The organism is Microcoleus sp. CAWBG58 (genome assembly GCF_020883045.1).
GTDB lineage: Bacteria > Cyanobacteriota > Cyanobacteriia > Cyanobacteriales > Microcoleaceae > Microcoleus.
The window spans coordinates 13,676-27,867 of the sequence record NZ_JAHRFA010000021.1 but is presented as its reverse complement, the minus strand read 5'-3'; the positions used below and the strand labels follow the sequence as shown (position 1 = coordinate 27,867).

The window sequence follows — 14,192 nt, the reverse complement described above, 5'->3', positions numbered from 1 at the left end:
GTACAAAAACACGGGCAGTGGTTTTACCGAAGATACCAGTATTTCCCTTCCTGGTGTTGGCAGCGGTTCTGTCGGCTGGGCAGACTACAGCGGAGACGGCAAACAGGACTTCCTGTTGACTGGTTACTCAAGTTCAGGCAGCTACATCTCAAAACTGTACAAAAACGCCACAACCCCTTCAGACACAACCCCACCCACAGCTAGCAGTTTCACTCCAGTTGATAATGCCACAGGAGTTGCCGTTGGTGCTAACTTAGTTGTCAATTTCAGCGAAGCTATCCAAAAAGGCACTGGCAATCTGGTCATCAAGAAACTGTCTGATAATTCGGTTGTAGAAACCATCGCGGTAACGGCTGCTAATGTCACAGTTAGTGGTACTCAACTCACGATTAATCCCACAGCAGATTTAGGGCAAGGCACAGATTACTACGTGGAAATTGCCAACGGTGCAATTAAAGATATTGCTGGCAACAATTATGCTGGTATTACCGGAAATAGCACTTGGAATTTCAAAACTGCCACCCCTTCAGACACAACCCCACCCACAGCAAGCAGTTTCACTCCAGTTGATAATGCCACAGGCGTTGCCGTTGGTGCTAACTTAGTTGTCAACTTCAGCGAAGCCATCCAAAAAGGCACTGGCAATCTGGTCATCAAGAAACTGTCTGATAATTCAGTTGTAGAAACCATCGCGGCAACTGCTGCTAATGTCACAGTTAGTGGCTCTCAACTTACGATTAATCCCACAGCGGATTTAGGGCAAGGCACTGATTACTACATGGAAATTGCCAACGGTGCAATTAAAGATATTGCTGGCAACAATTATGCTGGTATTACTGGCAATAGCACCTGGAATTTCAAAACCGTCGGCGGGCTACTACAGACAATTACACCTGATTTTGATAGTGCTACCGCCGGAAATCAAACTACCAAAGGCTTCAGGCCAAATAACTCCGTTGGAGTCGATGTCAAATATTCGACATCCGATAACAACAGCACCCTAGCATCCTCCTTCGGATTTAAGCTGCACTACAACTCCTCACAACTCAACTTTGTCAATTTTACGAATCCGCTGTCATCTCCCGTAACGCCGACTATCGGTACGACCGAGACAGACACCGGGAACGAAGATAATGACCCCGCCACCGATAAAGTAATTAATGTGGCTTGGCTGAATTTCTCTGGTACGGCTTGGCCGAATACTCCTCTACCCGCTAACTTATACAAAGCTAACTTCACGGCATCATCCACTTACACAGGCACAAACATTAACTTTAGCAGCAATAACGCCTCCCCTGGATATAGCTTTTCACCCACATCCGCAGTCTTGACTCTGGCACCACCAGTCAGTTTAGATGCTGATGGTAACAATGCAGCCCAGGGAGCCACCGACGGGGTTTTGATTGCCCGCCATCTGTTTGGTTTTACTGGTACTACCCTCACGAATGGGGCCATTGGTACTGGGGCCACCCGCACCACTGCTACAGACATACAAACTTACCTAGAAAATGGTCGGACGACGATGCTAGATGCCGATGGCAACGGTGTCGCACAGGGAGCCACGGACGGGGTTTTGATTGCTCGATATCTGTTTGGTTTTACTGGTACTACCCTCACTAATGGAGTCATTGGTACTGGTGCTACTCGCACTACTGCGACTCAGATTCAGCAATTCTTAAGCTCCTATCTGCCCACAGCCCCTGCATCTAGTAATGGCGTAATTACTAATAGTAATGGCGTAATTACTAATAGTGGTGCTACTCAAAATATTAGCGCGATCGCCACCACTCAGAATGTAGCTCCGGGTAGTTCCGTTGCAATTGATGCCAGGTATTCTACATCGGATAACAACAGCACCCTGGCATCCTCCTTCGGATTTAAACTGCACTACGACTCTTCTAAGCTTAATTTTGTCAATTTTGCGAATCCAGGGGTATTGTCAACTCCCGTAGCACCTACTATCGGTACTCCAGAAACAGACACCCTGGATGAAGATAACGACGCCTCCACTGATAAAGTGATTAATGTGGCTTGGCTGAATTTCTCTGGTGCAGCTTGGCCAAACGTGGCTTCACCGACCACCCTATACAAAGCCAACTTCACCGCGTTACCTACTTTTACTACAGGTAATGCCAAGGTCAACTTTAGTAGTAAAAATACTTCTCCTGGTTATACCTTCCAAGGAACAGGAACAGTTATTACTGCCGATACAACCGCACCGAAAGCTAGCAGTTTCACTCCCGTCGATAATGCCACAGGAGTTGCCGTTGGTGCTAACTTAGTTGTCAACTTCAGCGAAGCCATTAAAAAAGGCACTGGCAATCTTGTTATCAAGAAACTGTCTGATAATTCGGTGGTAGAAACCATCGCGGTAACTGCTGCTAATGTCACAGTTAGCGGTACTCAACTCACGATTAACCCCACAGCAGATTTAGGGCAAGGCACTGATTATTACGTGGAAATTGCCAGCGGTGCAATTAAAGATATTGCTGGCAACAATTATGCTGGCATTACCGGAAATAGCACTTGGAATTTCAAAACTGTTGCACCCGCCGATACCATCGCACCGACAGCCAGCAGTTTCACTCCCGTCGATAATGCCACAGGAGTTGCCGTTGGTGCTAACTTAGTTGTCAATTTCAGCGAAGCCATTCAAAAAGGCACTGGCAATCTGGTCATCAAAAAACTGTCTGATAATTCTGTGGTAGAAACCATCGCGGTAACTGCTGCTAATGTCACAGTTAGCGGTACTCAAATCACGATTAATCCCACAGCAGATTTAGGGCAAGGCACTGATTACTACGTGGAAATTGCCAACGGTGCAATTAAAGATATTGCTGGCAACAATTATGCTGGTATTACCGGAAATAGCACTTGGAATTTCAAAACTCAGGGGACCGCGGCTATTAATGGCACTGCTGGCGCTGATAACTTAACCGGAACTGCCAATGCAGATATCATCAATGGATTAGCCGGCAACGATACCCTCAACGGGGGTGCAGGAAACGACATTTTGGATGGTGGCAATGATAACGATCGTTTAGATGGAGGGCTCGGAAACGACCAACTTAAAGGCGGATTGGGGAACGATATTTATGTTGTCGATAGTGTCGGAGATATCGTCACTGAACTTGCAGCTCAAGGAACCGACTTGGTGCAATCTTCTGTCACCTACACCTTACCGGCAGAAGTGGAAAACCTTACCTTAACTGGCACTACGGCGATTAACGGCACAGGCAACGGCTTAGGCAACACTATTGCAGGCAACGCTGCGAATAATACGCTCAACGGGGGGGCTGGTCAAGATACTCTAACGGGTGGTACGGGTGCGGATACCTTCCTCTTCCAGTTTGGACAATCCTCTGTATCCGCCAGCGATCGCATTACCGATTTGGCGATCGGCAGTGATAAAATCGACTTGCTGACTCAAGGTGGAGCCGCGATGAATGCGCCCAGTAGCTTTAGCCGTGCTGCTAACAGCGCTGCTACTACCTTACAAAATGTTGTAACTCAAGTGTTTACCGATGCTAATGGAGCATTAGCCGGAAACCAAGCTCTCGGAATTAATAGCGCTGCTTTAGTTACAGTCACAACGGCTTCGATCGCCGGTACTTACCTTGTGATTAATGATGGTACTGCTGGTTTTCAGGCTGGTAACGATTTAGTTATCAACTTAACCGGATCTACCGGGACGTTACCCGCTTTGGGCAGCATTCCCGTTACGAATTTCTTTATCTAACAATAACCTGAAGGATTGGCGCTGCATTATCTAAGTACGATCTGTCAATCCAAACGGGAAAAAGTAGCTAAGAAATCCGGTTTTGATAAAGTCCGACAGGGAATTAATTTCCTGTCGGACTTTGTTTGTATAGCCATTGTGACTGTTGAGGGTGCGGAATCAGGGAGAGAAAGGATCTCGTCCTTTCTCAGCTAGATTCAGAAGGGCGATCGCCCATACTTCATCAAACGAGCGATCGCCCTTCTTGCATCCACGTTAATCAGCGTCCATCTGCGGTTAAAAAAGATCGAGATCCCTTTCTAATAATCCAGAAGGGCGATCGCTCTTCAACTTCCCACCTCAAGAATAAAGATTTATTCATTCTCATCAACATTATCAAAGATATCTTCGATGTCCCGTGCTCCGTGAATCACGCGCAAAATTTCTACCTCTGAGTCTATGAGACGGTAGAAAATCAGATATCTCCTAAAACCTTTAATAGCTTGTTGTCGCACATCAATTAAATTCGGATGAGAAAATTGACAGCGTTTTCCCATTTTTGGCGTTTGGGCCAATTGTTTAAACGTTTCTTCCGCCGCGACAAGAAAGCGATCGGAAGCATCCATATTATCTTCCGCCATGTAAGTGGCTAATTCAATCAAGTCACGGATAACTTGCGGACGTTTTTGGAGCGAGGTCATTTTTATTCCTGCAACCCCTGATTCTGGGAAATACGCGATCGCACAGCTTGACGAATCTCCATCCAATTTTCCTCCGTCATCGCCGTAGGATTTCCAGATTCCAAACCCTCTAATAACATCGCTTCCAAACGTTCTGAAGCTTTGCGTTTTTGGTCTTGGCGAATTAACTCACGGAAATACTCGCTAGCTGTACTGTAACCACCTTGGGCTACCTGTTCTTCTATATAAGTTCGCATTGAGTCAGGTAGAGAAATATTCATGCTTGTCACGGGTATTACTTACCTCATTTAACTCGTTATCTTAATTATGGCAGATTTTGCCATTTTTTGTCAAACCTCACAACCAGTGATTTTTTAATCAGAAATTGGGAAGATCGATCGCCCTTATTTTGCATTCAACTAACAAAAAATTGTCATTTCAGCCAATAATTGCTAAAACGATCGCAAAATACTATTCTGATTAGCCAATGAGCAACATCTCTATCAGCTTGCCAGATGAATTACTCACATACGTCAATCAAAAAGCGGAAAACCCCAGTGCTTTGATAGAATCTCTCTTAAAACAATGGCGAAAACAACAAGAGAACCAAGCTTTAGCAGAAGCTTGCAAGCTAATTGACGAACTAGATTTAGGATGGGATGAGGAATGGCAAGCTCAAGCGATTACCGACTGGGAAGTATCCCGATAGCTAGATTCGATCCGTCAGTAGGAACAGAAATACGCAAAACGCGGCCTGCGTTGGTAATTTCTGGTACTCTCTTCAACGAGCGACGCAGCAAAGTTACTGTTTTGCCGTTTACATCCGCTCGTGCTCACGATCCTCGGATTTCTGCTGCTGCAATCTTAGTACCAGCCTCTCCACAAAATGGTTTAGATGCAGATAGTTTGCTAGTCTGTGTCGATCCGATGACTTTCGATAAAACGAGATTAGTACAACAAGTCGGCCAATTGGAATCCGAGCTATTTTCCCAAGCTCAAGATATTTTGCAGCGCTATTTGGAATTATAGCGAGATCCCTTTCTAATAATTCAGAAGGGCGATCGATCATTTTATAATCAATCATGGCGATCGCTCAAAATCTTTCCCATTCACAACCAATGAATCCAGCCGCACAACAACTTCCCGATTTGACAGGACAAACCCTATCAGAAGCGATCGCGATACTGGAGAGTTACGGCTTCCAATTTCAAACCAGCACAAAAGGTGGCTATCAAAGCTTTGAACACCCAGATGGTAGTATCATTAACATTAGACCAAATGGTGAAATAGTCCGTACAGGGCCAAAAATACGCGCGACGGATGGCAAAACTTACCGTCGTCGATACAATCGAGATGGAAATCAAATAAAATTTGAACCAGGGGCTAAGACACATAATACCGGAGAAAAAGTGATTCTATGACAACCGCGATCGCACTCAACCTCAAAACCTTTTTAGAAGACTTAAAAAGTGCCGATTTAGTAGGGGTTTCACTCCGCCCTCAAAACCTTGGCTTGCGTTTAGACTTCACCTTTGGCCCCGAAGTCGGAGATGTTGCGATCGAGTTCGATCGCATTCTTCACCTAGTCATTTCTCGCCCCATCAATTCCGATGATGAAAATTACTGTTTTTGGGTGGGAGAAGTCCAACTCAGAAAGCTTGAAGAAAATGCTGAAAATTTTTTATCTTCCCTATCCTATCCTTTCAATTTTCCTGCTAATTTAGATTTATCTGCCTTGAGTCATTTTCGCTTAGAAGGGGATATTTTTATTGAAATAATTTGTGAATACTATAAGATTTTTCAGGAAGTTAAAAATTAATTCCTAATCTTCCTTATAGATTTCTGCGTAGAGATCCGCAGATTCTTCCAATTGCTCGTCATACTCCGCATCCTCTCGGTTGTCCCAAATTTTAGCAAAAGCTGGTTCTGAGAGTTTAGTCGTAGTATCAACCAGAACATCAGCTTCACTGCGCGTTAATAGGAAGTCGATAAAATCTTGTAATACCGTAATTTTATCTGGAGGCAAACTGCGGATTTTTTCCATCAGCTTTGTTTCTGGGTTTTGGGCGACACTCATGTTTTATCCCACTTTTTTATTGACATTATAGCAGATATTTGATATTGTTTCAATGAATAAACTATTTTTTAAATATTTTTAATCAAGAGATATATCAGCCATTTCAAAAATGCAATATACTCACCCATAAACTATGAAAAAAATTATCATCGGCATCATGGGCCCAGGCGAAAGTGCCACGTCAACAGACTTAGAAAATGCCTATCAACTCGGACAACTCATCGCCGAAGCAGGATGGATATTGCTAACTGGCGGCCGCAATGTCGGCGTGATGGATGCGGCAAACAAAGGCGCAAAAGCTGCTAACGGTTTAACAGTCGGTATCCTTCCGGGAAACGATACTCGCGGTATTTCCGAAGCAGTTGATATTGCCATTGTCACTGATATGGGAAATGCCAGAAATAACATTAACATTCTTTCTTCAGATGTCATAATTGCCTGCGGTATGGGCGCGGGCACTGCTTCGGAAATTGCCCTCGCCCTCAAAGCTGACAAGCAAGTTATCTTGTTAAATGAGAACCCCGAAAGTCTACTTTTCTTTAAAAGCTTGGGCAATTTTAACATTTTTGTGGTAAACAATGCTGTAGAGGCTATGAATCAAGCTCGCGAAATCCTAGCAAATCCTAGATGAAATTCAAGATGAGACTAAGCAAATTCAACTTTTGTGCGATCGCAATTTTCCTAACTTTGGGCATTTTTGGCAGTACCAAAGCAGACGGAGGAATTGCACAGTTCAGTTTCAGCAACAAATCTACTCAAACTTTAGCACAAACCCTCCCTCCTCCTCCGCCTCCTGCTCCTGCCAAATTACCTGTCACCGAACAAGAAGGCCCGCCGATTACTAGCGAATCCGTGCCGGATAAAATAGCTTTAGCAGCCCATTTGCAGACTATCAAAGCTAGAATGTTCGGTGCTTACTGGTGTCCGCACTGTCACACGCAACAAGAACTTTTCGGCTTACCAGCATTTACCGCGATTACTTACATTGAGTGCGATCCCAGAGGTAAAGATGCTCAACCAGATTTGTGTAAGGCAGCTAATATTAAAGCTTATCCCACTTGGGAAATTCGCGGTAAATATTACACCGGTAGGCTATCTTTGGAAAAACTTGCTATTCTATCCGGTTATAAAGGCAGTAGCAATTTTAGGCCACAAGTTCCCTCTCCTTAAATATATCTAAATTAGTTTGCGATCGCACTCGCTCACTAAAAAACCGGGTTTTTGAACTGATAGTTGTAAGGTGCTCTTTGGCGCACTTTATTCGATCGCGAATTATCTCATTTTTCCTAGAATTGACGCAATCATATTGGTTTGTAGTGAGGACTAAAGTCCTATGATGGATGCGGACTAAAGTCCTCACTACAAACCTGATGCGGACTAAAGTCCTCACTACAAACCTGATGCGGACTAAAGTCCTCACTACAAACCTATTTTAGGATTGATTTTTACTCAGAAAAGTAGTCTACAACTATTTTCAAAATTCGGGAGGCGGCTAAACCGTCGCCAAAGGGATTGATTGCCATTGCCATCGCGTCGTAAGCTTTAGAATCACTCAGCAATTCTGCGGCTTCTGCTGTAATTGTATCAGAATTTGTACCGACAAGTTTAGCAGTGCCTGCGGAAACTGCTTCTGGCCTTTCTGTGGTTTCTCGCAATACTAAAACAGGCTTGCCCAAACTCGGTGCTTCTTCTTGCAATCCGCCTGAATCTGTCAAGATTAAATGACTTCTCTGCATCGCTCCTACTAATTCTGCGTAGTCTAATGGTTCTGTTAAAAAGATTCTCGAATGGTCGCCTAAAAGTGCTTTTAATGGTTCCCTCACTGTGGGATTTCGGTGTAGTGGTAAGAGCAAGGCTGTGTCGGGAAATTTATCTAAAATTTGGATGAATGCCCGCGCAATTCCTGCTAATGGTTTGCCCCAATTTTCGCGGCGGTGCACTGTTGCTAAAATGGTGCGATGTTGGCTCCAATCTAAGTTGGGAATGTTGCATTCGGGTTCGCGTTTGGCGACAGATAGCAAAGCGTCGATTACTGTGTTGCCTGTACGGTGAATTTCTCCCAAAACGCCCGATCGCACTAAATTCTCCGCAGCCAGCGCTGTTGGGGCAAAATGCAGCCGTGTGAGCTGCGAAATCAACCGCCGGTTAGCTTCTTCGGGATAGGGATTGAACATATCGTCAGTCCGCAATCCGGCTTCTACGTGACCTACTGGTATTTTTTGGTAGAATGCAGCCAAGGCTGCGGCAAAGGCTGTCGTTGTGTCGCCCTGTACTAAGACGATGTCGGGCTGCAACTCTTTAAACAAGGCTTCCAAACCATGCAAACTCCGGGAAGTGATATCCGTCAAGCTTTGCTGGTGCTGCATAATTGCTAAATCTCGATCGGCTTTGAGGTCGAACATTTGCATCACTTGCTCGACCATTTCTCGGTGCTGACCGGTTAAAATTACTTGGGTGTCAAAGTTGGGCGATTTTTTGAACAGTTGAATTACTGGGGCTAGTTTGATTGCTTCGGGGCGCGTTCCTAGAACGATGCAAATGCGGTGAATGGTTTTGGACATGGTAGAATTAGATGTAAGTTGATTCATAATTGACATTGGTGAAAAATGTCAGTAGGTTGATTCATATTGTCGTTGGGTGGGGGCGGGTTTTCGAGATTGTCGGTTTTTAGCAATGATTGTTTGTGAAACCAGCCCTACAAAATTATTGAAATTAGTACATTTTTAATTGTTATTTACCGAGAAAATTGGGTCTCAAGCCTTCCCGTTTAGGGGGAAATCAAACAAAATGATTCATTGCTAAAATCCTCTTTTATCGATGGAAGAGGTAGCTAGCTGTTAACTGTCAACTGTCAACTGTCAACTGTCAACTGATGAATCATGCCTTATCGTTACATTTTATTTTACAAACCTTACGATGTTTTAACTCAATTCACTGATAATTCAGGGGAAGCTAAGCGCAGAACCCTGAAAGATTATATTCCGATTCCTGATGTTTATGCGGTCGGGAGGCTCGATCGCGATAGTGAAGGTTTGCTACTGTTAACCGATGACGGACAAATGCAGCACCGCCTCAGCGATCCAAAATTCGCTCATCCCCGCACTTACTTGGTGCAGGTGGAAGGGATTCCTGATGCAGGCGCGATCGCCCGTTTAGAAACTGGTGTCACAATTCAAGATTATCGGACTCGATCGGCAAAAGTGCAATTATTGTCCGCAGAACCTCAATTACCGCCCCGCGAACCCCCGATTCGATTTCGCAAACACATTCCCACAGCTTGGCTGGAAATGACTCTTACAGAAGGGCGCAACCGCCAAGTGCGCCGGATGACGGCAGCAGTGGGGTTTCCGACGCTGCGGCTGGTGAGAAGTGCGATCGGGCATTTGCGTTTGGAAGGGCTCAAACCCGGTGAATGGCGCGAAATAACTCCAACAGAAATCAAACTATTGTGAACTAACCTGACGGTCAACGGAGTACCGTTAGACCGCAGGCTTCTTTTTCCTTTTTTGCAAAGGCTTTTTTGAGTGACGGAGTTCCCCCGCCACTTTCGCAACTCAGACCAATCTTCTTGATAAGTTTAGCTGAGTTTTCATCCCGAGCCAAAAATTCTCCGCACTGACAAGAATGCCACCGCTCCGATAATTCTTTTGGAACTTTGTTGAGACAGTTCCAACAATGTTGAGAAGTTCCCTTTGGGTCAACAAACAAAACGTTTTTACCTAATTTCCAGGCGACATATTTCAGGACGCTAGCGAATTGCCCATGAGCAGCATCAAGCATGGATTTATTCAAACCACTTTTGGCTGACTGACCGTTCGGCAAATAAACCAAATTACCATTTTCAACATCAGCCTTGGGCTTGGCACGTCTAGTGAGATTTTTGACGCTCAAGTCTTCAACAACTAAAACATCACACTTGCTGAATAGCTCATGTGCCGTTTTAAATTGAAAATCTAATCTAGCTCTAGCTACAAACTGATGGAGCTTGGAAATCTTGTCCTTGATGATTCTCCAAGGCTTAAAACCCTTAACTTTATTCGCTAACTTCGCTTGAAGTCTTGCTAACTTCTGAGCCGATTTTCTCAATAATCTAGGATTTTCAATCCTTTCAACCTTGGAAAGGTAAACGTAATTAGTAATTCCCAGGTCGATACCCACGGTATTTTCTTCGGTCGGTTGAATTGCTGCAACCGTTATGGGGACTCTCTTATCTTCTAGCGTCAGGGAAATGTACCACCCATCCGCTTTTCTGATGACTGTACCCGTCTTGACCTTGAATCCTGTTGGTATTGGTCGGTGGAAAACCATAGGTACTTGACCTATTTTAGCAAGGCTAATACAAATCCTATCTTGCTCATCCTTGATGATATCTAAGTTGTCTAATTGAGGATAAGTGAAGGACTTGTAGTAGTGGAATCCCTTGAATTTGGGCTTGCCTCTACGATTGCCGTTTTTGTCGGGCGTGGTAAAGTTTGAAAAAGCAGTTTCAACTCTGTTGACGACATCTTGCAAAACCTGTGAATCCAACGCTTTGTAGTCGGAAAACAGTTTTTTAGTGTTTTTCAAGTCAGCAAGTTGTATTGCCTGCCACTGTACATATCCGCCTTCAATGTTCGAGAAAACATCACCTTTTTTTGTCAAAGGATTTCCTGATTCATCCTTCTTCCTGCCATCTCTAGTCTGCACTCTGGTTAAAGGAATACTTCTGTAAATCTCCTCAAGAGGGACTATTGAAACAACTAATGGACAGGAATTAATGGGCGTTCTCGTAGATTCCCACCATCTGAATCTTTCGCCAAGTCGGTAGTTATATTGTCGGCGACAGAGTTCTAAGTGAGCCACAATCGTCATTAGTTGGGCTTTGGTGGGTTTAAGGCGGTATTTGTAAGTGAGTTGCATTTTTAACTTGTTTTTTTTCGACCTACCTTAATGTACGATTTCTTTTGATTTAATGTTGAGAAAGTACATCAAAATTAAAGGTACTCGCAATGTCTAATTGTCGGCTTCCGTTCCTCCATTCGACGAGCCTTTCATCAAGCGCGGTAATTCCCGACGGGGTACTGAGCGCAGCAATTGAGATTTATCCCCTCTGAATATACCCTTAGACTTCCCGGCTGGTAGTTAAAATTTGCACAGAACAGCATCAGGAGCGTGCATCGCGCACCCTAATTTCTCGGAGGTAAAATAAAACTTTCCTTTCCATCCCGATCTTTTTGCACCCGAGCTCCCAACTTGACAAGAGCTTGTTTTGCTCTTTGACGAACCAACTTATCAGTTGTTTGATAATAAACCGTACTCCAAGCATTAAACCGCACCGGCACGCTATCTGGATCTCGGCGCAAAAACTCAGCAGTTGCTCGAAAAACAGGCGCCAATTTTGACTCATTCGGGGTTTTTTCCACCCAATCAGCAGCCATTTCGTGAGAGCGAATTGACTCGGGAATGTCTCCCAACAGCAGTAACTCATCAATACCTTTTGTTCGCCACACTATCCACGCTTGGGGATGAATTTGCGGCGACAAGGCGTTAGTACCCCGCTCGATGAACTTAACAGCAGTTTCAGGTTTTCCTTGATAAAAAGAAACGGCTGTGGAGAGAAATAGGTAGATGTCAGCCCACCTGGGGTCGCGCTGGGTAACTATGTCAAAATAATCTTGGCTGAGATTGTAGCCGGTCACATTTCGGGCTTCGTCATCGCCAAAATACTGCAAAAATTTGAGAAATGTCCAATCTGCAATTAAATTGTCAAACCCAAAACTAGGGAGATTTTTGAGCATTTTCAGCCGCAGGGCTTCTTGCTGGACTTCTTGCTGGGCGGCTTGCTTGAAACTAGCAGCAGATATTGCAGAGGGCGACTTTTGCTCCTCAACGCCAACTGAGGTCATTCCGCCTAATTGCCCGATCGACTGCATGGTAATGACTCCAGCCAGCGCTGCTGCACCGATAACTCCATTAACGAGCAGGCTCAACCACTTACGGGAAAAATTTTCGATTTTAGTTTCCATGAGACATTAAAATCCAAGTTTTAAATTAAGTTTATTAAAATACAGTAATGATTGGTTGGCGATCGACTATAAAGCTGGTTAAACTGTCAAAAGGGATGCTATGGCCTCCACAACATAGTTTAAGTGGTAGTTTGAGATTTTTTAGCAATTTTAAATCTCCAATCAAAAATCAAAAATCGAATTGAGCCAAAATTCAATGAATCAAGCCCGCAGACGCTTTTCTAAGTTACAGGCAGCCCTGTTCACTGGGGCGATGGCGACAACCGCTTCGATATCTTTACTCGTTCCCAGTCTGAGTCAGTCAGTCCGCGCCGAACTTCAAGATAGCCCCAAAGCTGTCTTAGACGAAGCTTGGCAAATTGTGAACCGAGATTATGTCGATCCAACCTTTAACAAGACTGACTGGCAAGTCACCCGCCAAGAATTGCTCAGCAAAAATTATACTTCTCGCGAAGCGGCCTACACTGCCCTCCGCAATGCCCTAGAGAAATTAAAAGACCCCTACACGCGCTTCATGGATCCGAAACAGTACGAAGCGCTGAAGAGTCAAATCTCTGGTGAACTGACAGGGGTGGGGATGAGGCTCGAAGAAGACGAGAAAACGAAAGCGATCGTGGTAGTTGAGCCGATGGAAAATTCCCCAGCCATGAAGGCAGGGATTCAAGCTGGCGATAGGATTTTGGTGATTGATGGCAAACTTACCAAAGGTATGACTGTCGCGGATGCGGCTCAGGTAATTCGGGGCGCCGAAGGCACGAAAGTCACCCTGCGGATTGCTCGTCAGGGCAAAAGCGAGTTTGATATTACTCTGACTAGGGCGAAAATTGAGGTAGCAGCGGTTCGCTACAGTCTCAAGAAGGAAGCTGACAAGAATGTCGGTTATATCCGCTTGCAAGAGTTTAGCTCCCACGCGGGCGAACAAATGCAGCGGGCGATTAAAAACCTCTCGGAGCAGAAAGCTGACGCTTTTGTGTTGGATTTGCGGGGTAATCCCGGCGGGTTGCTGTCGGTGAGCATTGATATCGCGCAGATGTGGATGGATTCTGGGGCGATCGTCCGTACAGTCTATCGTGCGGGAGATTCTCAGGAAATGCGGGCCAACCGCACTGCAATCACTAACAAGCCTTTGGTGGTACTGGTAGACAACAACTCGGCCAGCGCCAGCGAGATTTTGGCCGGTGCGCTGAAGGACAACAAGCGCGCCACTGTGATGGGCGGCCAAACTTTTGGCAAAGCTTTGGTGCAGTCTACGCATCCTTTGTCTGACGGTTCGGGATTGGCGGTGACGATCGCTCACTACTATACCCCCAACGGTACGGATATCAGCCACAAGGGTGTCACTCCCGATGTCAAGGTGGAAGTTAGCGACGAACAAAAGCTGAAATTAGCTAATAAACCGACGTTGGTTGCGACTAAGGACGATCCTTGCTACGCGCAGGCGATCGCACTTTTGAAAACTAGCGCTGCGTCAACTCGCCCTACTGGTAATGAAGCTCTTGTTCCTAAAAAGTAGTTGAAACCGTCAGACAATAACAATCAGCTTTAAGATGAAACCCGCACCAGCGGGTTTTGTTTTGTCAAGAATTGATTGCATCAATTAATCGCAGCAAGATTGGTTCGTAGTGCGGACTTCAGTCCGCTATACGGCTGCGGACTGAAGTCCGCACTACGAACGGTTTTTGTTATGCTAATTGACAGGAATTGATATTATT

Annotated in this window: 15 protein-coding genes; 9 read left to right on the top strand and 6 right to left on the bottom strand. The window is 45.0% G+C overall.

Features of this window, described 5'->3' with window-relative positions:
* Nucleotides 1-3,739, top strand: a 3,739-nt coding sequence (locus QZ918_RS11775; protein WP_293335009.1) for a beta strand repeat-containing protein, incomplete at its 5' end; no start/stop codon positions are given.
* A 353-nt stretch (nt 3,740-4,092) separates the two neighbouring features.
* On the opposite strand, the gene QZ918_RS11770 is transcribed toward QZ918_RS11775, so the two are convergent.
* Nucleotides 4,093-4,419: a type II toxin-antitoxin system RelE/ParE family toxin gene (locus tag QZ918_RS11770; protein ID WP_293335006.1), complete on the bottom strand. Its 327-nt coding sequence runs from the start codon at nt 4,417-4,419 to the stop codon at nt 4,093-4,095.
* 2 nt (nt 4,420-4,421) lie between these two features.
* Nucleotides 4,422-4,679 (bottom strand): type II toxin-antitoxin system ParD family antitoxin, encoded by a 258-nt coding sequence (locus QZ918_RS11765; RefSeq protein ID WP_293147426.1) that lies wholly within the window; start codon nt 4,677-4,679, stop codon nt 4,422-4,424.
* Nucleotides 4,680-4,885: 206 nt separating this feature from the next.
* Between QZ918_RS11765 and QZ918_RS11760 the strand changes: the two genes are divergently transcribed.
* The 4 genes from QZ918_RS11760 (at nt 4,886) to QZ918_RS11745 (ending at nt 6,217) form a co-directional block, all read left to right on the top strand.
* Entirely contained in the window at nt 4,886-5,107 is a 222-nt protein-coding gene (locus QZ918_RS11760) for a DUF8778 family protein (protein WP_293335003.1), read from the top strand.
* Nucleotides 5,065-5,427, top strand: a complete 363-nt coding sequence (locus tag QZ918_RS11755) for a type II toxin-antitoxin system PemK/MazF family toxin (RefSeq protein WP_293335000.1) — start codon at nt 5,065-5,067, stop codon at nt 5,425-5,427. The genes QZ918_RS11760 and QZ918_RS11755 overlap by 43 nt, the downstream gene beginning before the upstream one ends.
* A gap of 89 nt (nt 5,428-5,516) precedes the next feature.
* Nucleotides 5,517-5,819, top strand: a complete 303-nt coding sequence (locus QZ918_RS11750) for a PASTA domain-containing protein (protein ID WP_293334997.1) — start codon at nt 5,517-5,519, stop codon at nt 5,817-5,819.
* A complete protein-coding gene (locus QZ918_RS11745) occupies nt 5,816-6,217 on the top strand; it encodes a hypothetical protein (protein ID WP_293334995.1) in 402 nt (133 codons plus the stop codon). The genes QZ918_RS11750 and QZ918_RS11745 overlap by 4 nt, the downstream gene beginning before the upstream one ends.
* A gap of 3 nt (nt 6,218-6,220) precedes the next feature.
* On the opposite strand, the gene QZ918_RS11740 is transcribed toward QZ918_RS11745, so the two are convergent.
* Complete coding sequence (locus QZ918_RS11740) at nt 6,221-6,475, bottom strand: toxin-antitoxin system, antitoxin component, Xre family protein (RefSeq protein WP_293334992.1); 255 nt, start codon at nt 6,473-6,475, stop codon at nt 6,221-6,223.
* Nucleotides 6,476-6,608: 133 nt separating this feature from the next.
* On the opposite strand from QZ918_RS11740, the gene QZ918_RS11735 reads away from it, so the two are divergent.
* Nucleotides 6,609-7,106 carry a TIGR00725 family protein gene (locus QZ918_RS11735; RefSeq protein WP_293334989.1) on the top strand — a complete coding sequence of 166 codons (498 nt, stop codon included), beginning with the start codon at nt 6,609-6,611 and terminating at the stop codon, nt 7,104-7,106.
* Nucleotides 7,107-7,114: 8 nt separating this feature from the next.
* On the top strand, nt 7,115-7,645 hold the full coding sequence (locus QZ918_RS11730; protein ID WP_293334986.1) for a thioredoxin domain-containing protein: 531 nt from the start codon (nt 7,115-7,117) through the stop codon (nt 7,643-7,645).
* Nucleotides 7,646-7,920: 275 nt separating this feature from the next.
* Here QZ918_RS11730 and wecB read toward each other — a convergent pair whose 3' ends face one another.
* Nucleotides 7,921-9,063 carry a non-hydrolyzing UDP-N-acetylglucosamine 2-epimerase gene (wecB, locus tag QZ918_RS11725; protein WP_293334983.1) on the bottom strand — a complete coding sequence of 381 codons (1,143 nt, stop codon included), beginning with the start codon at nt 9,061-9,063 and terminating at the stop codon, nt 7,921-7,923.
* Between the two features lie 291 nt (nt 9,064-9,354).
* Between wecB and QZ918_RS11720 the strand changes: the two genes are divergently transcribed.
* Complete coding sequence (locus QZ918_RS11720; RefSeq protein WP_293147419.1) at nt 9,355-9,927, top strand: pseudouridine synthase; 573 nt, start codon at nt 9,355-9,357, stop codon at nt 9,925-9,927.
* Between the two features lie 13 nt (nt 9,928-9,940).
* Here the strand turns inward: QZ918_RS11720 and QZ918_RS11715 are convergent, their stop codons facing one another.
* Nucleotides 9,941-11,374 carry an RNA-guided endonuclease InsQ/TnpB family protein gene (locus tag QZ918_RS11715; RefSeq protein WP_293147418.1) on the bottom strand — a complete coding sequence of 478 codons (1,434 nt, stop codon included), beginning with the start codon at nt 11,372-11,374 and terminating at the stop codon, nt 9,941-9,943.
* A 266-nt stretch (nt 11,375-11,640) separates the two neighbouring features.
* Entirely contained in the window at nt 11,641-12,480 is an 840-nt protein-coding gene (locus QZ918_RS11710; RefSeq protein ID WP_293334980.1) for a hypothetical protein, read from the bottom strand.
* A gap of 196 nt (nt 12,481-12,676) precedes the next feature.
* On the opposite strand from QZ918_RS11710, the gene ctpB reads away from it, so the two are divergent.
* Nucleotides 12,677-13,993: a carboxyl-terminal processing protease CtpB gene (ctpB, locus tag QZ918_RS11705; RefSeq protein WP_293334977.1), complete on the top strand. Its 1,317-nt coding sequence runs from the start codon at nt 12,677-12,679 to the stop codon at nt 13,991-13,993.
* The last annotated feature ends 199 nt before the right edge of the window (nt 13,994-14,192 follow it).